This window comes from Streptomyces sp. NPDC043853, assembly GCF_056436025.1.
Genome location: NZ_JBWKDJ010000002.1, coordinates 745872 through 764519, shown reverse-complemented (window position 1 = coordinate 764519; position 18648 = coordinate 745872). Strand labels below are relative to the sequence as shown.

Sequence of the window (18648 nt, the reverse complement as noted above, 5' to 3'; positions counted from 1 at the left end):
CCCCGTCCCGGTCTTCCCCGTCCCGGTCTTCCCCGTCCCGGTCTTCCCCGTCCCGGTCTTCCCCGTCCCGGTCTTCCCCGTCCCGGTCTTCCCCGTCCCGGTCTTCCCCGTCTCGGTCCTCCCGGTCTCGGTCCTCCCGGTCCCGGTCCTCCCGGTCCCGGTCCATCCTGCCCCGGAGCCGGACCGCCCGTAAGCTGCCCGGCCATGGGAGAAGATCCGCACGTGGACGCGGCATGGCGCCAGGGGCGCAACCCGAACCGGCGCAGGATCGGAGTGCTGGGCTGGGCGCTGCTCGGTCTGCTCCTGTTCGCACTGCTCACCCTGTGGCCCCGCTGACCGAACGGGAGCCGCCGGGGCGATCCCGGCCCACCCGGCGCCCGCCCGCCTCCCGGCCCCTCCGCACCCGGGTGGTCCCACCCCCCTCCCCACGCCCTTCCCCGCGCCTTTCCCGGCCCCGCCGCGCTCCGCAGCCCGCCCAGGACGACGTACGGTCACCTGATCGCCACCGCGGTCCCCGGCTCCGCCGCAGATCAGGGCGCTGACCATACGGGTTACCGCCCCGGGGTGGACGGCTGGCAAGATGGGGTGTATCTGCCCATCCCTCGATCTGCCGGACGGTTTCTCTTGGCTGAGTTCATCTACACCATGCGCAAGGCGCGCAAGGCGCACGGCGACAAGGTGATCCTCGACGACGTCTTCCTGAACTTCCTGCCGGGGGCGAAGATCGGCGTGGTCGGCCCGAACGGTGCCGGCAAGTCCACCGTCCTGAAGATCATGGCGGGCATCGAGCAGCCGTCCAACGGTGACGCCTTCCTGTCGCCCGGCTACTCCGTCGGCATCCTCATGCAGGAGCCCAAGCTCGACGAGTCCAAGACCGTCCTGGAGAACGTCCAGAACGGCGTCGCGGAGATCAAGGGCAAGCTCGACCGGTTCAACGCGATCGCCGAGGAAATGGCGACGAACTACACCGACGAGCTGATGGAGGAGATGGGCAAGCTCCAGGAGGACCTGGACCACGCCAACGCCTGGGACCTCGACGCCCAGCTGGAGCAGGCCATGGACGCGCTGGGCTGCCCGCCCGGCGAGTGGCCGGTCACCACCCTCTCCGGTGGTGAGAAGCGCCGCGTGGCCCTCTGCAAGCTGCTGCTGGAGGCCCCCGACCTGCTGCTCCTCGACGAGCCCACCAACCACCTCGACGCCGAGTCGGTGAACTGGCTGGAGCAGCACCTGGCCCAGTACAAGGGCTGTGTCGTGGCGGTCACCCACGACCGGTACTTCCTCGACAACGTCGCCGAGTGGATCCTCGAGCTCGACCGCGGCCGCGCCCACCCCTACGAGGGCAACTACTCCACGTACCTGGAGAAGAAGGCCGAGCGCCTCAAGGTCGAGGGCAAGAAGGACGAGAAGCGCGCCAAGCGCCTCAAGGAAGAGCTGGAGTGGGTCCGCTCCAACGCCAAGGGCCGCCAGGCCAAGTCCAAGGCCCGCCTCGCCCGCTACGAGGAGATGGCCGCCGAGGCCGAGAAGATGCGGAAGCTGGACTTCGAGGAGATCCAGATCCCGCCGGGCCCGCGCCTGGGCTCGATCGTCGTCGAGGTCAACAACCTCTCCAAGGCCTTCGGCGAGAAGGTCCTCATCGACGACCTGTCCTTCACGCTGCCGCGCAACGGCATCGTCGGCATCATCGGTCCGAACGGCGCGGGCAAGACCACGCTGTTCAAGATGATCCAGGGCCTGGAGTCCCCGGACGCCGGTGACATCAAGGTCGGCGAGACCGTCAAGATCTCGTACGTCGACCAGGGCCGTGCCAACATCGACCCGAAGAAGACCCTCTGGGCGGTCGTCTCGGACGAGCTGGACTACATCAACGTCGGCCAGGTCGAGATGCCGTCCCGCGCCTACGTCTCCGCGTTCGGCTTCAAGGGCCCGGACCAGCAGAAGCCGGCCGGAGTGCTCTCCGGCGGTGAGCGCAACCGCCTGAACCTGGCGCTCACCCTCAAGCAGGGCGGCAACCTGCTCCTCCTCGACGAGCCCACCAACGACCTCGACGTCGAGACCCTGTCCTCCCTGGAGAACGCGCTGCTCGACTTCCCGGGCTGCGCCGTGGTCGTCTCCCACGACCGCTGGTTCCTGGACCGGGTCGCCACGCACATCCTCGCGTACGAGGGCGACTCCAAGTGGTTCTGGTTCGAGGGCAACTTCGAGTCCTACGAGAAGAACAAGATCGAGCGCCTCGGCCCGGACGCCACCCGTCCGCACCGGGCGACCTACAAGAAGCTGACCCGAGGCTGATCGTGGCCCGTCACATCTACCGGTGCCCGCTGCGCTGGTCGGACATGGATGCCTTCGGGCACGTCAACAACGTGGTCTTCCTCCGCTACCTGGAGGAGGCCCGGATCGACTTCATGTTCCGGCTGGCGCCGGGCAACGGCTCCAAGTCCTTCCAGGGCGGATCCGTCGTGGCCCGCCACGAGATCGACTACAAGCGGCCGCTCCTGCACCGGCACGAGCCGGTCGTCATCGAGTCCTGGGTGACGAAGATAGGCGCGGCGTCGCTGACCATCGCCTACGACGTCAAGGACGCCGAGGACTCGGACCTGGTGTACGTCAGCGCGTCCACCGTCGTGGTGCCCTTCGACCTCGAGACCCAGCGTCCGCGCCGGATCACCGAGGAGGAGCGCCACTTCCTCCAGGAGTACGTCGACGACTCCGCCCGGCAGGTGGGCGGCGCCGCCGCATGAACCGGCACCTGCTCCTGGCCGACTCCGGGGAGGCGGCGGACCTCGCCGCCTTCCTGGGCCGGCTGGTGCACTACGACCGTGCCGCCGCGGTCCGCCTCCAGGCGGGCGGCGGCGCGCTCGCGGTGTTCGGCCGCCCGCCGTCCTTCGACGTGCTCGCCATCCGCGCGGTGCGGCTGGCCGAGCCGGCGACCCTGGACCTCACGGTCTCCGCGGGCGAGCTGCTGGAATCCATCGACGAGGCCGCCGGCGCCGCCGTGGTGCCCGCGGCCGTCACCGGCCCGCCCTGGGCCGGGGTGCTGCCGCCGCGCGGCGGCTGGCGTCAGGTGCCCGGCCTGCCCGGACCCGAGGAGATGCGCGCGGCCGTGGCCGCCGCCGTCACCGAGTTCCGGACCCGGGACGAGGCCCTGCCCGCCGACCGCCGGACCCGGGCGGAACGCGACCGCATCGGCCGCGAGATCTGGTCCCGGACGCTCGGCGACACCGAGCTCCCGCTGCGCGCCGTGCACGCCGCGCAGTCCCTCGGCTTCCTGCGGCCGGTCCGCACGGCCGCTTCGGCCCCGGCCCGCCCGGCCGGCGCCCCCGAGCCGGTGGCCCTGCTCGGCTCCGGAAGCTGGCTGCGCCTGCGCACCCCGTACGGCTCCATCGCCACCCGCCGCCCCGGCGGCGGCCTGGGCGCCCTCCAGGTCCGCCCCGTCTAGGGCCACTCCGACCCTGATCCGCCGGACAGGCCCTGGCCGTCCCTCCGGCGCCGCCGGCCGCCCTGGCGCCGCCAGCGGCCCCGGCGTCCAACGGGTCCCTACGGCACCCGCCCGCCCTCCGGCGCTTTCACTAAAAGTTTCGCCGTGGTGATCTCGATCTCGCAATGGCCGCTGAAGGTGTCAGTGATCGGCTTCCTGTGTTTCACTTCAGGTGAAGTTCGCCGGTGGCCGCCGAGTGCCGGGGAGGGCCGGACGGGGGTCTGCCCTGCCCGGTAGCGGTGGCCACCGCGCACGCCCATGTGCAGGACAATCACCTGTGACACGGCGGACCGACAGGAGCCCAGGGGTGAGCGAGCGGTGAGCGGGACCGAGGGACAGGAGCACGGGACCGAGGGGCAGACGCTGGCCGACCGGCTGGAATACCTCTTCGCGCACGTCCAGCCGCTCGGGCGCCGGCACACCCTCCAGGAAGTGGTCGACGGGATCAAGGCCGCCGAGGAGCCCGGGGGCGGCGGCTCCCTTTCCGTGGGCCGGCTGTCCATGCTGATGAACGGCAAGGCCCCCAACCCGACCCTGGGGACCCTGCGCTCGCTGGCCTCCTTCTTCGGCGTCCCCGTCGGCTATTTCGTCGACGACGCCGTAGCCGGGCAGACCATGGCCCAGCTCGCGCTGATCACGGCCATGCGCGCCAACGACGTACGCGCCGTGGCCCTGCGCGCCGCCGCCGTCGCCTCCCTCTCCGCCCAGGGCCTGGACGTCGTACGCGACCTCGTGGAACAGGCCGCCCGGCACCCACGGGGCCCCGCCGCTCCCGGAGCACCGCGCGGCTAGAATTCGCCCGTACTGCGGGGCGCGGGGAGCAGGGGAGCGAGCGGATGCGCAGCGACTCCTGGTCCGAGTTCAGCACCCGGTGCGCCGGGATCCTGGACGCCCTGCCGCTGACGGCCGGGGCGCCGGTGACCGTCGACGCGCTCCGCACCGCCATCGAGGAGCAGCGCGGCAGGCCCCTGGTGCTGTCGGCGCTCCCCGAACGGGCCGGGGCCACCGCCGGTCTGTGCGGGCTGTGGATCGCCCTCGGCGACGCCGACCACATCTTCTACGAGACCTCGACCAGCCCGCTGCACCAGCAGCACATCATCCTCCACGAGATCGCCCACCTGCTGCTCGACCACGGTCACGGCGAGGGGGACCAGGCCGACGGCGCCGCCGGCGGGAGCTGGGGGGCCGGGATCACCGCGCTCTTCCCCGGCCTCGACCCGGCCATGGTGAGCCGGCTGCTCGCCCGGGGACGTACCGACTACACCGAGATCCAGGAGCGCCAGGCCGAACTCATGGCCACCCTCATCCACCAGCGCACCACCGCCCGGCCCAGCGGGGCCCCGGCCGACGCCGACGCCGCCCACGTCCTGCACGCCATGGACCGCCTCGCCCGGTTCTTCGGAGGCGGATCCCGATGACCTCCATCCGCCTCTTCGAGGCCGTCCTGCTGCCCCCGCTCTGGGCCCTGACCGTGCACACCGTCCGCAAGGCCCGCTCGGCCCGCGACACCACCGACGCGGCCCCGGCCCGGCTGCTCGCCGGCGTGGTCGGGCTGATCACGCTGTCCGTGACGGTCGGGGTCCCCGCCGTCCGCCGCGTCATCGACGCCACCACCGGCGTCCAGAGCGTCACCAACGTCCTCGCCCACCTGCTCGGCATGGCCGCGATCACCTGCCTGACCGGCTTCGTCCGGCACCTCTCCGGTGCTCCGGAGCCGCGCCGCCGCTGGCTGCACCGGCTGCCGCTGCCGCTCGCCGGCACGGCCCTGGCGGCTGCCTTCCTCGTGGGCACCCGCCCCGACGGCGAGCAGCACCTGCTCACCAACGGCAGCTCACCGGCCCACCAGGCCTACTGGGCGGTCTACCTGGCGTACGTCATGTGGGGCGTGACCTCGGTCGGCTTGATGTGCCTGCGCCACCGCCGGCACGCCCCGCCCGGCCCGCTGCGCACCTCCCTGAACCTGCTGGGCTCGGGCACCGCGGCGGCCGTCGCCTACGCCGCCCACCGGTGCGCCTACCTCGCCGCCGGGGACACCGGCTGGTGGCTGTTCCGCGAGGGCGTGGTCGTGGCCACCACCCAAGCGCTGCTCGCCGCGTGCCTGCTGCTCTACCTGGCCGGGATCTCCTGGCCCGCCCTCGCCGAGTGGCGCGCCGCCCGCGCCTCCCGGCGGCGGCTGCGCAGGCTGGAACCGCTGTGGCGGGCCGTGTGCGGGGTCGTCCCCGAAGTGGTGCTGCCGCTGCCGCCGCAGCTGCGCGCCACTCCGGACGTGCTCCTCTACCGGTACGTCATCGAGATCAGCGACGGGCTGCTCGCGCTCGGCCCCTACCGGGCGGACAACGACTCCGACGGGGCGCGCGAGCGGCTCGCCGCCTCCGGGCTGACGGGACGTCGGCTGGAGGCGGCCGTCGAGGCGGTGGCCGTACGGCGGGCCGTGGCGGCCCTCGCGGCGGGCCGGGAACCGCTGCGGGAGCCCGCCCCCGTGCCGCAGGGGGCGCCGGACGGGAGTCCGGCCGGGAGTCCCGCCGAGAGTCCGGCCGAGGCCCTGGAACTCCTCGCGGAATACTACGGGCACCCCCTGGTACGCGCGGTCGCGCGGACCGAACAGACCGAACGGCCCGAACGGCCCGAACAGACCGATCGGCTCAGCCGGCCGTGTTGATCATCGAGGCGGCCGCGTAGGTCAGGTACTTCCACAGCTGCGCCTCGTGCTCCGGGGCCAGGCCCAGCTCGTCCACCGCCACCCGCATGTGGCCCAGCCACGCGTCGTGCGCGGCGGAGTCCACCTGGAAGGGCGCGTGCCGCATCCGCAGCCGAGGGTGCCCGCGGTGGTCGCTGTAGGTGGTCGGCCCGCCCCAGTACTGCATCAGGAACAGCGCGAACCGCTCCTCGGCCGGACCGAGGTCCTCCTCCGGGTACATCGGGCGCAGCAGCGGGTCTTCCGCGACCCCCTCGTAGAAGCGTCGGACCAGGCGGCGGAAGGTCTCCTCGCCGCCCACCTGCTCGTAGAACGTCTGCTCCTGAAGCGTGCCCCGCGGAATCTCATTCACCCGACCATCGTCTCAGACACCCGGACGGGGGACCGCGGACCCAGGCCCCTTCCGCCGCCGTCCCGTTCGCGGTCGCCCTGCCGCCGCAGGAGAGTGGAGCCATGGGCGCACACACGGCGCAGGAGCACGAGCACGGAGTGGACCCGGAGGCCGCGCACGCCGCACAGGTGCGGGAGCTGGTGGCGGCCGGGGTACTGCGCGACCCGGTCTGGCGGTCCGCCTTCGCCGCCGTGCCGCGCCACGTCTTCGTCCCCTGGTTCTTCACCGGGCGCGGCGCCGGGCACGAGCGGCTGTGGGGCGAGGACCCCGACCCGGCCCGGCGGGCCCGCTGGCTGCGCGGGGTGTACGCCGACGAGCCGCTGGCCACCCGGCTGCGCGACGGCGAGCTGGTCTCCTCCAGCAGCCAGCCCTCGCTGATGGCGAAGATGCTGGCCGCGCTCGACGTGCGGGACGGCCACAACGTGCTGGAGATCGGCGCCGGGAGCGGCTACAACGCGGCCCTGCTCTGCCACCGGCTCGGCGACGGGCTGGTCACCACCATCGATCTCGACCCGGACATCACCGAGTCGGCGCGGGCCCACCTCGCCGAGATCGGCTACCACCCCGCCGTGATCACGGGTGACGGGGCGCGCGGCGCGCCGGCCCGGGCGCCCTTCGACCGGATCATCGTCACCTGCTCGCTGCCGCAGATCCCGCACGCCTGGCTGGGCCAGTGCCGTCCCGGGGCGCGGATCCTGGCCCCGCTCTCGACCGGCCTGATCGCGCTGCGGGTGCAGGACGCCGACGTCGCCGAGGGCGGCTTCCTGCACACCCCGGCGTACTTCGTGCCGCTGCGCGGCTCCGGCGCGGCACCGGGCGGGCCCGCGGGCGGGATCCCGTACGAACTGCTGGAGAACGACCGGTTCCAGTTCATGCTGCTGCTCACGGCGGGCGCGCTGCACCCGCGCGAGGCGCTGGACCTGTGGCGGAGCGAAGGCCGTCCGGCGCGGGAGCGGTTCGGGGTGACGGTCAGCCGGGACGGCCAGTGGTCCTGGCTGGACGATCCCCAGGGGCCCTACGTGTGGCCCCTGGGGGAGTCCGGGCCCTGACGACCGGCCCCACCGGCCCCACCGGCCCGGTCGGCTACGGCCGTCGGCCGTCAGCCGCGGCGGACGGTGATGGTGGTCCAGGCGCCGACGTGCACCTGGTCCCCGTCGCCCAGCGGCACCGGCACGTACGGCTGGATCGGCTCCTCGCCGCCGTTGATGGTGGTGCCGTTGGTCGAGTTCTGGTCGACCACGGCCCAGCTGCCGTCGGGCTGCTGGACCAGGACGGCGTGCTGGTGCGAGACGCCCGGGTCCTCCGGCGGGACCGACAGGTCGATGTCCGGGGACTCGCCGGTGGAGGCGCGGCGGCGGCCGATGGTGATCTGCTCGCCGGACAGCGACAGGTGCTGCTCGGGGGAGTAGGCGGGCAGGTTGAGCGAGGCCGCCTCCGGGCCGCTGCGCTGCATCATCGCCATGAAGTACGTGCGGTCCGGGCCGATGGTGGCCGTCCAGCGGGCCGGTCCCGCCTGCGCCGGGAACGGCTGCTGGTGGTGCGGCTGCTGATGCCCCTGGTGCTGTGCCTGCTGGTGCTGTGCGTGCTGGTGCTGCTGCGGATGGACCTGGTGCGGTGCCGGGTGCTGCGGCTGCCCGACCTGGTGCTGAGGCTGGTGGACCGGCTGCTGGTGGACCTGCTGCTGTCCGGGCGGCGGCAGCATCCAGTCGTCACCACCGCCGGCCAGCGCCTCGGCCGGCCGGTTCATCTGCGAGGGGCGCGAGCCCTGGTAGTCGTACGGGTCCTGCGCGTACGACGGCTGCCCGGGCGGGCCGGGCGGCGCGGCGACCGGAGAGACCGGCGGCGGGCCGGCCGGGAACGGGCTCGCAGCCCCGGTCAGGAAGTTGTAGCGGCACTCCTCGCAGTACGGGGCCATGGCCTCGCGAGGGGTCCGGCACTGTGGGCACAGCTCGGCCTGCGCGGTCGCGTCACCGCCGGCCGGGGGGAAACCGTAACCGTAGGAGGGCGCCGCCGGTGCGCCCGTGGGGGCGGCCATGCGGTGGCCGCAGACCTCGCACCAGTCCTCGGAGACCGATTGGTGCCCGTTCGGGCAGGTCGGCATGGAGCCCTTCCCCCTTCTGCTGTGGAGCCCTTCAGCTCCTCTTCACACGGACCGTCCGGATCGAACGGGTTTCGAGGGTCATTTCGTCCGCGTCCGCAACTGTTGCCTTGAGTCGCACAGTACCCGCCGCCGCGTCGACTACGTCGACCACCTTCGCCAGCAGTTTCGCAGTGTCCTCGTTCCCGGACGTAACCGCCAGCTGCACGGCACGACCCAGCTTGGCCGTGGCGCCCCCGATATCACCCTGTTTGCGTGCCTGCAGCCCCTGTTGGATGACAAGGGCCAGCTCTGCCTGGCCGGTGTAGTGGGCCACCTGGGGATCGATCGCGGTCGACGCCGCCAGGTCGTTCGTCCACACCGCCCGGACCAGGCCCTGTGCCAGCACCGAAGGCACCCCGCCCGCCGGGTCGGGCAGCACCAGCGACACCCGGGCCGCCAGCATCTCCTGCCCGACGGCGGCGGCCGGGACGTGCACGCACACGTGGTACTCGCGGCATTCGTCCCCCCAGGAACCGGTCGGGTAGTCCCCCGCCCGCGGTCCGGCCCCGGTCCGCCGGCCGGTCAGGTCCAGGACGCTGGGCGCGACCTGCTTGACGTACTGGATCTCCGCGCCGACCGGGGTCCACAGCCGCAGACTGACGTCCGCGACCTCCTTCCCCATCACGCCTTCCATCATGCGCGTGAAGTCCTCGGCGAGACGGGCCGGATCGGCGACGATGTCGGCGGTGCCGAGCAGCGCGTTCGCGATCCCCGTCACCTCCTCCACCTCCCAGTCGGTGCCGACCCCGCGCGCGTCGCAGGTGAACCGGCCGGCGCAGGCGTCCAGGGTGGCGCGCAGCCGCTCCGGCTCCTCGTGCTCGTTGCGGCCGTCGGTGAGCAGGATGCCGTGCCGGACGGCGGCGGAGCTGTTCCGCAGCAGCCCGTCGGCCAGCCGCAGCCAGGTGCCGATGGCGGTGCCGCCGCCCGGACGCAGCTGTCCCAGGGCCTCCTTGGCCCGCGCCCGGGTGGCCGGGTCGGCGACCGCGAGGCGGCCCTGCCCGGGGTAGACCTCCTTGGCCACGTGGGTGCCGGCGACCACCGCGAACGAGGTGCCGTCGCGCAGGGTGTCGATGGCCGCCGCGGTGGCCTGCCGGGCCCCCTCCATCTTGGTCGGCGGGTAGTCCATGGAACCGGAGCAGTCCACCATGATCACGACGGCGGCGGAGCCGGGCAGCGCTGTGTGCGTGGCGGTCGCGCCGCCGGTGGAGGTGACGGTGACGATCGCGTTCACGTCCCGCCCGCCCGCCGGGAGGAACTCGTTCTGGTAGACCTCGGCGGTGAAGCGGGGCGCGCGCGGCTTGGCGAAGTTCGCCACGGACGGTCTCCTTGCGGATCAGGCCTGCGGGGCGGCGGCCGGAGCGGACTCCGGGGAGCGGGGCAGCGCGAACGGCACCACGGCCACGGTCACGTTGTCGTGCCCGCCGCCGTCCAGGGCGTGTCCGACGAGCACCTGGGCACTGTGCAGCGGGCGCGCCGCGGCGTCGGGGGGCACCACGGAGGCCATCTCCCCGGCGGACTCGGCGTAGTTCCACAGCCCGTCGGTGCACACGACGACCACGCCGGGGTGGTCCGGCCGGAAGGTCTTGGTGTGCGGCTCCAGTTCGTACGCGTCGGCGCCCAGCCAGCCGGTGATGGCATGGGCGCGGACGTCGGCGTACGCCTCGGCCTCGCCCATCAGTCCGGCCGCGACCATCTGGGCGGCCCAGGAGTCGTCCTCGGTGAGCCGGTGCGGGAGCGCGGCCCGGTCGTCCGGCACCCAGTAGGCGCGGCTGTCGCCGACCCAGCCGACGGTCAGCAGCCCACCGCTGACCACGGCGCCGACCAGCGTGCAGGCCGGCGCGTTCTGCGCGCCCGGAACCTCCGGGGCGAGGGAGGCGACCGCCTGGGCCGCCGCGAGGATCGCGGAGTGCATGGCCTCCTGCGGGTGCGTGCCGCGCGGCAGGGCGTCCAGCAGCGTCTCGTTGGCGGCGGCGGCCGCGGCGGCCGAGGCGTCGTCGGGCCGGCTGGCGGAGGAGACCCCGTCGCAGACGATGGCGACGGTGGCGGCCGAGCCGTCGGGCAGCGCGGTCGCGGACACCGCGAAGGAGTCCTCGTTGCGGTGGTGGCGCAGGCCGCGGTCGCTGACGGCGGCGACGCTGCCGAGCGCCTCCTCCAGGTGGTCCCGCTCGCGGGGCTGGGCGTGGCCGCAGTTCTCGCAGTAGCCGTCGGTGTCGACGTGCCCGGCCCGGCAGGCGACGCATGTCCTGCCGGGGCTCCCGCCGGTGCTGCCCGTGCCGCCCGTGCCGCTCGTACCGGTGTTGCCGTGGGTTCCGCCCGGGCCGGCCGGCTCGCCGTACGGGTTGCCGTCGCCGGCCGGGCCGAAGCCGCCGGGGTGGCCGGAGGCCGGGGCGGGGATGTCGGCCGGCTCGGTGTGCTGCCCGGGCCGCGGGGCCGCGGCCGCGGGGCCGTAGGGGTCCTGGGCGGTGGGGGAACCGCCGTACGGGCGCGGGTCGTTCGCAGCCGGCTCGGCGTAGGGGCCGGGCGCCGCTGCCGACCGGGGCACGTCCGGAGCGCCGTAGGGCTCGTCCGGGCCGCCGGGGTGCCCGGCGGCGGCGCCGTACGGGCCCTGCGACGGTCCGTCGTAGCGGGTGGGCCGCTGCTCGTCGCCGGGCACGGCCGGGCCGCCGTAGAGGCCCTGGTGCGACGGGCCGTCCTCGGGACCGGCGTGGGTGTCGTGGGTGACCTCCGCGGCCGGCCGGCCGGCCGGTCCGGCGGACCCGGTGCCGTGCGCGGTGGCGCCGTACGGGGCCTGCCGCGGCACCTCTTCGTGCCGCGCGGACCCGTACTCGGAGTGCGGCCCGCCCGAGGGCGCGGGCGCCCAGTCGGCCGGGTCGTCCACGAGGGTCGGCGCGGCGCTCGTCACGCTGCCCCAGCCGGGTGCCGCGTCGGCGGGCGGCGGTGGGGCCACGGCGAGCGTCGGACGTTCGCCCGGTGCCGGCGGCGGGGCGGACAGGTCGTATCCGCAGACACCGCAGAAACGGTCACCCTCCTCCAACGGCTCCGTGCAGCTGGGGCAACCCGACGGCTGATGCATCCGCTCCATCACTCACACCCACGTCCGGGGACGGAAACGGTTTGCCCGTTCCACCAGTTCGATCCGCTCCTCACCCCGCTGGGCCAGCCTGGCCAGCACGCGGTACGAGCGTTCCAGGCCGAAGCGCAGCCCCCGCTCGTCGAGTTGACTGCCGAGCAGCGAGGTCCGGCCGGGGTCGGCACCCCGGCTACCCGACAGTACCCAGTCCAGGGCCGAGCCCAGAACTTCGGCCGCGAGCTGCTCGTGCAGTTCCGGGCCGAGTCCGAACCGGCGCAGCGCCTCCACCTGCCCCGCTGCCGCCGTGAGGTCGGCCAGCAGCGGCTCCTGCGGGGACCGTTCGCGCAGACGTGCCCGTACGGCGGCTACCCGGGCGGCGGTGTAGTGGATGGACGACTCCGGTACGGATTCCAGCGTGGCCACCGCTCCGGGCCGGTCGCCGGTGGCCAGCTGGACCCGGGCGAGCCCGAAGGCGGCACTGACGAAACCGGGGTCGGTGATCCAGACCAGGCGGTAGTACTCGGCGGCGTTGTCCAACTGGCCGAGGATCTCCGCGCACAGGCCGAGCGCGAGCTTGGGCGCGGGCTCGCCGGGGAAGGCGTCGTAGACCGCGTCGAAGGACAGCGCTGCGGCCTCGTCGTCGCCGACGGCCAGGGAGACGATCCCGCGGGCCCAGACCACCCGCCAGTCGTCGGGGTTGCGGACCTCCAGCTCGTCCAGAGCCCGGCCGGCCGCGTGCGGTTCGCCGAGCTCCAGGCGGGCGCGGAGCTCGCGGAGGCGGAGCTCGGCGGAGTCGGCGGGGGCGGCCGCGAGGGCACCGAGCAGGTCGGCGGGGGCGGAGGCGAGCAGGCCGGCGAGGAAGCCGGCGTTGGGGTCGGTGGTGTCCACGAGGGGGACGGGCAGGGCGAGGGCCGTGCCATGGGGGGCGGGCGGGGCGAGTGAGGCGGGGCCGGGGGATCCGGCCTGGCCGGCGTGTGCGGCCAGGGCGAACTCGCCCTGGATACCCGGCCGTACGGACGGCGCTTCGCCCTGCCCGGGGCCGGGCACCATGCCCGGAGCCGGGGTTGCGGCGGGAGCACCCGACACGTGCGTGGCGGCCGAGCCGAGGCCGAGCACCGGCGCGGCGCCGGAGCCGAGCGGGGTACCCGGACCAGCGGGTCCGGCCTGGGCGGGGTACGGATGCGGAGCGGGAGTGTCCCGGTGTGCCCACCCTCCCCCAAGCTCTCGGCTTCGCTCGAGCAGGGGGGACCCCCATCGCCCTGCGGGACGCCTGCCCACACCGGGGGTGGGTCCGGCGCTGCCCACACTGGGGGTGGGTCCGGGGCTGCCCACGCCGGGGGTGGGTATGGGCGGCAGGACTGCGGCCGGGGCGGGTGTCGTGGCGCGGCGGGGGCGGCGGAAGGGCGGCAGGCCGCCGACCGCGGCCGGATGCCGGAGCCCCAGACGGGAGACCTCGAACGACGGGTCGTCGGTGAAGAGGCGGGTGTCCGGGACGCGGAGTTCCGGGCCGAAGAGGGAGGACAGGTGCGGGCGGGGGCGGCCGGACTGGAGGGCGACGACCTCGCGCAGCACGCCCGTCAGCTGGTCCGCCATCTCCTGCGCCGAGGCGAAGCGGCGGTCCGGGTCGGGGTCCGTCGCCCGGACCAGCAGCCGGTAGAAGGACTCGTACCGGCGGAACACCTCGATGTGCTCCGGGTCCGGCAGCGAGTCCACGAACACGTTCGTGTAGCCCTGGAAGTCGAAGGTCAGCACGGCCAGCGTGCGCGCCACCGTGTACAGGTCGGAGGCCACCGACGGGCCGACCTCGGCCACCTCCGGCGCCTGGTAGCCGACCGTGCCGTATATCGCCGACTCGGTGTCGTCCATGCGCCGGACCGCGCCCATGTCGATCAGCTTCAGCTGGTCGTGCTGCTGGATGGCGTTGTCCACCTTGAAGTCGCAGTACAGCAGGTTCCTGCTGTGCAGGTGGCCGAGCGCCTCCAGGGCCTCGATGCCGTACGCGCAGGCCTGCTCGACCGGCAGCGGGTCGCGCCGCCCGTCCGCCCGCCGCCGCTCGTTGGCGATCTCCTTCAGCGACTTCCCGCCGACGTACTCCATGACGATGTAGCCGTCGAGCGAGCCCGTCCGCTGGTCCAGGTGCTCCACGAAGTTGTAGATGCGGACGATGTTGGAGTGCTCGATCTCGGCGAGGAACCGGCGTTCCGATATGGCCGCCGCCATCGCGTCCTGGTCCCCGGTGTCGAGGAGGCCCTTCAGCACCACCCAGCGGTCCGACACGGCCCGGTCCACCGCCAGGTAGACCCAGCCCAGACCGCCGTGCGCCAGGCAGCCGGCCACCTCGTACTGGCCGTGCACCACGTCGCCCGCCCGCAGCTTGGGCACGAACGAGTACGGGTGGCCGCACTTGGTGCAGTAGCCCTCCGTCCGGCCGGGACGGTCGCCGCGCGACCGTCCCACCGGCGCCCCGCAGTCCGAGCGCGAGCAGAACCGCTTGCGCTCGGGCACCTCCGGGTTGGCCAGCACCGCCGACGAGGGATCCGGCCGCGGCACCTCCGGCACCGTCACCAGCCCGGCACCCAGCCGGTTCCGCCCGGACGAGGCCGACCGCGAGCCCGAACTCCGCACCGACACCGACACGGAGGCCGACCGGGCCGAGGCCGTTCCGCTCAGCGAGCGCGACAGCCGGCCCGAGACCGACCGTCGCGAGGAGGCGGAACGCGAGGAACGGGAGGAGCGGGACGAGGCGCGCGAGGAGGACGAGTTCGACGCGCGCCCGGAGCGCGAGGACGGGACCGAGGACGAGGCGCGGGCCGCGCTCGTCATCCCGGTCGGTGCCGACACCAGGTCCGTCGCCGCCGCTTCCGGCGCGATACCGCAGGTGTCGCAGTACAGCTCCCCGCCGCCCATGTCCTCGTACGCCCCGGTGCAGTCGGGGCGCCGGCAGGGGGTCCCGGCCAGCCGGCTCATGCGTCGCCGTCCTCTCTGCGGGCGGGTGCGAGTGCCTCCGCCGCCGCCTGCTGGTAGCGCAGCACCGCCTGTTCGGCGGCCCGCAGGTCGCAGGGCGCGCTCCACAGCATCCGCCGGGCCGCGTCGTAGCGTTCCGTCAGCACCGGATCCTCCGCCATGCCGTGCCGGGCCATCTTCGCCCGGTACGCGTCCAGCCGCCCGCGCAGCTCCGCCCGCACCGCGAGCGGCGCGGTCACCGCCGTCAGGGACTCCCGGGCGCGCGTCAGTTCGTCCTCGGCCCGGTCCTCCAGGGCCTCCAGCAGCGGGGACAGCCGGTGCCACTGGGAGTTCCGGCGGTACTCGGCCGCCGCCGCCAGCTGCTCCTGCAGCGCGGTCGGCGGGCCGCTCACCGCAGGCACCTCCGAGGCCGCGATCTTCGCCAGCACCTCGCCGCGCGCCGTACGCGCCTCCGCCAGCGTCCGGTCCGCCCGCGAGAGCACGTCCCGCAGGCTGATCAGCCGCTGCTCGGCGTCCTGCCGCACATCCAGTACGGCCTCCACCTCCCGGCGTACGTCCTCCAGGGCGCGGGCCGCCCGGTCGTACCGCGTGGTGTCGGGGCGGCCGCCGCCCGGCGCCGAACTGCCCGGCGCGGACACCCAGAAGGCCAGCGGGTCCGCGATGACCTCGGCGCGCAGCGCCGTCAGCTCCGCGGTGATCTCCTCCAGGTCGTCGCCCGAGGGGTGCTCACCGGGCCGCACGCCCACCGAGTGGGCCAGCGAGCGGGTGCGGCGCAGCTCGGCGGCGAGCAGGTCGATCCGGGCGGGCAGCGCCGACCACACCGCGTCGGCCGCGACCACCACGTCCAGCGAGCTCGCGTACAGCTCGTTCATCCGGGACACCAGCTCGGCGAGGGAGAGCCGCTCGGTGAGCCGCTCGCCGTCCGCCGCGGCGCCCGCGATCAGCACGCCGGGGCCGCGCAGCCGCTCGGTGAGCTCGGCCAGCTCCTCGCGGCCGGGCCAGCGCCGCCGCTCCCGCAGCTCCCGGGCGGCCTCCAGGGCCCCGCTGTAGGCGTCGAAGTACTTCCACAGCCGGGTGATCGCCGTGTCCGCGGCCGCCCAGCGCCGCTCGGTCAGCCCGGTCAGCTCGGCGCCCTCCAGCAGCCGCCGCCCCGCGTGGTCCTGGAGCGCCAGCAGCGAGGTCTCCACGGCCTCGTGCTCGGCGCCCAGCCGGGCCAGCGCACGGTCGACCTCGTCCCGGTCCATCACTGCCTCCGTTCGGGTCATGCGGCTCAGTCGCGGTACTTGGGCGCCGGCGGTACGCCGGTGCCGCGCAGGTCGGCCCTCAGATGGCGCTCGTAGGACGCGGCCCAGGAGCTCCCGCTGCCCCCCGCACGGTAGTTCTCCAGCACCTTGTTGACCCGGCGCACCAGGTCGGTGGACGCCTTGTTCATCGCCACCCCGTAGAACTCCCGGGTGAACGGGGTGCCGACCAGCTCCACCGACGGGTCCTGCGCGGCCTGTCCGGCGGCCAGGGCGTTGTCCGTGACGACGCCGTCCACCTGCCCGAGCTGGAGCCGCACCAGGCAGTCCAGCTGGTTGGGCACGGTCACCGTCTCCGAGCCGTAGGACTCGTTCTTCAGCGCCGCCTCCCCGGTGGACCCGGCGGCGGTGCAGATCCGCTTGCCCTTCAGCGAGGCGTCGTAGCCGGTGATGCCCGATTTCCTCGGCGCCAGCACCTGCTGCCCGGCCTCGAAGTAGGCGGTGGAGAAGGCGACCTCCTCCAGCCGCTTGCAGTTGATGGTCATGGTCCGTACGACGATGTCGACGCGGCCCTCCTTCAGCGCGGGGATGCGTTCGCTGGTCGGGATGGCCCGGTAGATCACCGCGTCCGGGTCACCGAGGATGTCCTGCGCGATCGCCCGGACCAGGTCGATGTCGAAGCCGGTGAGCACGCCGGTCGCGGGATCGCGGTAGCCCCAGTTGAAGCTGTTCTGGTCCACGCCCGCGACCAGCTTCCCGGCGGCCTTGATCCGCGCGATGGCCGCGCCGTCCAGGCCGTCGGGCCGCAGGCTGGCCTCCGGGTCCTTGCAGGTGTCCGCGCCGGGCAGGGCCGGGGCCACGGCCGCCGTCCCGCCGGGCCGACCGGTCAGGTCGGGCGTCCCCGCCGCGGCCGACGGCCCGGCGGTCCCGCAGGCCAGCGGCAGCAGCACCGCCACCGCCGTCACCGCGCAGGCCCCCGCCATCGCGGTCACCCCGCCCCAGCCGCGCAGCCGGCTCCGGCGGCCCGCGGCCCCAGCCGGGCCCGGGCCGGGCCGCCCGGCCTCCTCGCTCCCGTACCGCCTCATGCGCATCCGCATCTCACCTGTACTCCGAAAGCCTGCGCCCGATACCGAGCAGGGCCGCCGCCGCGGCCACCACGGCCAGGGCCGCCGCGCCGGTCACCAGCCCGCCCAGCGCGGACCGGCCGCCCCGGGCCGCCTCGGTGAACTCCCGCTGCTCGTGCGCCACCGCCTCGGCCAGCGAGGCGTCCACGATGTCGAACGAGGACCCGCTGCTCGTCCTGTCCCAACTGGTGCCGTTCTTGTCCTTGCCGCCGATGACCTGGACCAGCGCCAGCTCGTAGTCGCCCTTCACGTCCGAGTCGCGGGCGGCGGCGTGCCGCTGCGTCCACAGCACCACGCCCTGCACGGCCCGCTGCACCGGGGCGCGGCCCTCCGTGTCGTCGGCCAGCCGCAGGGCCTCCGTCAGCCGCGCGTCAAGGTCCTGCATGTTCCGCCCGTGGTCCACGTCGTACTTGTCGGACTTCTTGTCCTCGGCGAGCACCGCGCCGCGGGAGATCAGCGTCAGGTTCTCGTTGGCCCGCGCCTGCAGCGAGGCGATCCGGGCGTCGTTCAGCACCTTCAGCGAGGCCTGGCCGTGCGTGCGCGCCTCGTCCAGTCCGGACCGGGCCAGGGTGTGCCCCACCGACAGCCACAGGAGCACCGCCGCGGACGCCGCGGTCGCGGCCAGCAGTCCCTGGTTGAGGACCCGGTTGGTGCGCCGGTAGCTGCGGCGCTGCGCCCACGCCAGGGCGCCCAGCGCCAGCCCGCCGGCGGCCAGCGAGGCCAGCGGCCAGGACCGGGCCGCGTCGTGGTCCGCGTACAGCCGACGGGTCTCCGCCTCGTACAGCCGTTGCGCCGCGGGCAGCAGCTGCGTGCTCATCTGCTCGTTGGCGTACCGCAGGTAGGCGCCGCCCAGCGGCAGCCCCTGCCGGTTGGTGGCGCGGGCCTGCTCGATCAGCCCGGTGTAGCGCGGCAGCTGCTCGCCGAGCAGTGCGATCTCGCGCCGGGACTCGTCGCTGCCGCCGGTGGTGGCCGCCGCCTGCACCAGCAGCCGGGAGGCGTTCGCGATGTCCTTCTCGTACCGCTCGCGGACGGCGCGCGGCTCCTGCCCGCCCGCCAGGAACCCGCCCGCCGAGGTGGTGTCGGCGTCCGCCAGCGACCGGTAGATGCTCGCCGCGTCCGCGCTCAGCGGCTGGCTGCGGTGCACCACGTCGTCCGCGGCGGCCGACCGGTCGGCGATCTGCCAGGAGGTCACCGCACCGAACACCACCACCAGCAGGGCCAGGACGGCCCCGATGATGCGCAGCCTGCCGGGCTCGGTCGTCGCGGCGGCGCGCAGCCGCGCCGCGTCCTCCGCCCATGCGGCACCCCGCCGCGGCGGGGGCACGGCGGGGCCGCCGCCCGGCGCGGGCGCGCTGCTGATGGTGGCCACCTGACCTCCCCCTGGGTCGCAGGACTGCCGTCGTGCGCAGTCCGTCGGCTCTCGTCTGTCGTCGCAGCAGTATGGCCGCCCGGACGGCCGTCCACAGCATTGCTTGCCGGATCTTGGAGGATCCGCCGCGGTGCCCCTTCACCGTCAATACGCCCCTACGGGCGGGCCGGTTCCGGTCC

Annotated in this window: 17 protein-coding genes; 9 read left to right on the top strand and 8 right to left on the bottom strand. The window is 74.3% G+C overall.

The features are described from left to right. From AC067U_RS08675 to AC067U_RS08640, 8 genes are all read left to right on the top strand, one after another. A partial coding sequence (locus AC067U_RS08675; RefSeq protein WP_478828892.1) for a hypothetical protein occupies nt 1-193 on the top strand: 193 nt, incomplete at its 5' end. Nucleotides 194-204: 11 nt separating this feature from the next. Then, nucleotides 205-336 carry a hypothetical protein gene (locus AC067U_RS08670; protein WP_478828891.1) on the top strand — a complete coding sequence of 44 codons (132 nt, stop codon included), beginning with the start codon at nt 205-207 and terminating at the stop codon, nt 334-336. Nucleotides 337-624: 288 nt separating this feature from the next. Continuing rightward, nucleotides 625-2289 carry an energy-dependent translational throttle protein EttA gene (gene ettA / locus AC067U_RS08665; protein ID WP_478828890.1) on the top strand — a complete coding sequence of 555 codons (1665 nt, stop codon included), beginning with the start codon at nt 625-627 and terminating at the stop codon, nt 2287-2289. Nucleotides 2290-2291: 2 nt separating this feature from the next. Continuing rightward, nucleotides 2292-2738, top strand: coding sequence for an acyl-CoA thioesterase (locus AC067U_RS08660; RefSeq protein ID WP_478828889.1), 447 nt, complete (start codon nt 2292-2294; stop codon nt 2736-2738). After that, a complete protein-coding gene (locus AC067U_RS08655; RefSeq protein ID WP_478828888.1) occupies nt 2735-3436 on the top strand; it encodes a DUF8010 domain-containing protein in 702 nt (233 codons plus the stop codon). The genes AC067U_RS08660 and AC067U_RS08655 overlap by 4 nt, the downstream gene beginning before the upstream one ends. A 357-nt stretch (nt 3437-3793) precedes the next feature. Beyond that, nucleotides 3794-4267 carry a hypothetical protein gene (locus AC067U_RS08650; protein ID WP_478828887.1) on the top strand — a complete coding sequence of 158 codons (474 nt, stop codon included), beginning with the start codon at nt 3794-3796 and terminating at the stop codon, nt 4265-4267. A gap of 44 nt (nt 4268-4311) precedes the next feature. Then, nucleotides 4312-4893, top strand: coding sequence for a hypothetical protein (locus AC067U_RS08645; RefSeq protein WP_478828886.1), 582 nt, complete (start codon nt 4312-4314; stop codon nt 4891-4893). Next, nucleotides 4890-6134 (top strand): MAB_1171c family putative transporter, encoded by a 1245-nt coding sequence (locus AC067U_RS08640; protein WP_478828885.1) that lies wholly within the window; start codon nt 4890-4892, stop codon nt 6132-6134. Before AC067U_RS08645 ends, AC067U_RS08640 begins: the two co-directional genes overlap by 4 nt. On the opposite strand, the gene AC067U_RS08635 is transcribed toward AC067U_RS08640, so the two are convergent. Then, nucleotides 6118-6522 carry a globin gene (locus AC067U_RS08635; RefSeq protein ID WP_478828884.1) on the bottom strand — a complete coding sequence of 135 codons (405 nt, stop codon included), beginning with the start codon at nt 6520-6522 and terminating at the stop codon, nt 6118-6120. The genes AC067U_RS08640 and AC067U_RS08635 overlap by 17 nt on opposite strands. A 101-nt stretch (nt 6523-6623) precedes the next feature. On the opposite strand from AC067U_RS08635, the gene AC067U_RS08630 reads away from it, so the two are divergent. Beyond that, nucleotides 6624-7610: a methyltransferase domain-containing protein gene (locus AC067U_RS08630; RefSeq protein ID WP_478828883.1), complete on the top strand. Its 987-nt coding sequence runs from the start codon at nt 6624-6626 to the stop codon at nt 7608-7610. A 50-nt stretch (nt 7611-7660) separates the two neighbouring features. On the opposite strand, the gene AC067U_RS08625 is transcribed toward AC067U_RS08630, so the two are convergent. From AC067U_RS08625 to AC067U_RS08595, 7 genes are all read right to left on the bottom strand, one after another. Next, a complete protein-coding gene (locus AC067U_RS08625; RefSeq protein ID WP_478828882.1) occupies nt 7661-8662 on the bottom strand; it encodes an FHA domain-containing protein in 1002 nt (333 codons plus the stop codon). Between the two features lie 31 nt (nt 8663-8693). Further along, nucleotides 8694-10016 carry a vWA domain-containing protein gene (locus AC067U_RS08620; RefSeq protein WP_478828881.1) on the bottom strand — a complete coding sequence of 441 codons (1323 nt, stop codon included), beginning with the start codon at nt 10014-10016 and terminating at the stop codon, nt 8694-8696. 18 nt (nt 10017-10034) lie between these two features. Further along, on the bottom strand, nt 10035-11783 hold the full coding sequence (locus tag AC067U_RS08615; protein ID WP_478828880.1) for a PP2C family protein-serine/threonine phosphatase: 1749 nt from the start codon (nt 11781-11783) through the stop codon (nt 10035-10037). 3 nt (nt 11784-11786) lie between these two features. Beyond that, nucleotides 11787-14738, bottom strand: a complete 2952-nt coding sequence (locus AC067U_RS08610; RefSeq protein WP_478828879.1) for a tetratricopeptide repeat protein — start codon at nt 14736-14738, stop codon at nt 11787-11789. Continuing rightward, nucleotides 14735-16000, bottom strand: a complete 1266-nt coding sequence (locus tag AC067U_RS08605; RefSeq protein ID WP_478828878.1) for a coiled-coil domain-containing protein — start codon at nt 15998-16000, stop codon at nt 14735-14737. Before AC067U_RS08605 ends, AC067U_RS08610 begins: the two co-directional genes overlap by 4 nt. Nucleotides 16001-16005: 5 nt before the next feature. Continuing rightward, a complete protein-coding gene (locus tag AC067U_RS08600) occupies nt 16006-16959 on the bottom strand; it encodes a glutamate ABC transporter substrate-binding protein (RefSeq protein WP_478828953.1) in 954 nt (317 codons plus the stop codon). Nucleotides 16960-17074: 115 nt separating this feature from the next. After that, on the bottom strand, nt 17075-18469 hold the full coding sequence (locus AC067U_RS08595) for a hypothetical protein (RefSeq protein WP_478828877.1): 1395 nt from the start codon (nt 18467-18469) through the stop codon (nt 17075-17077). Between the last annotated feature and the right edge of the window lie 179 nt (nt 18470-18648).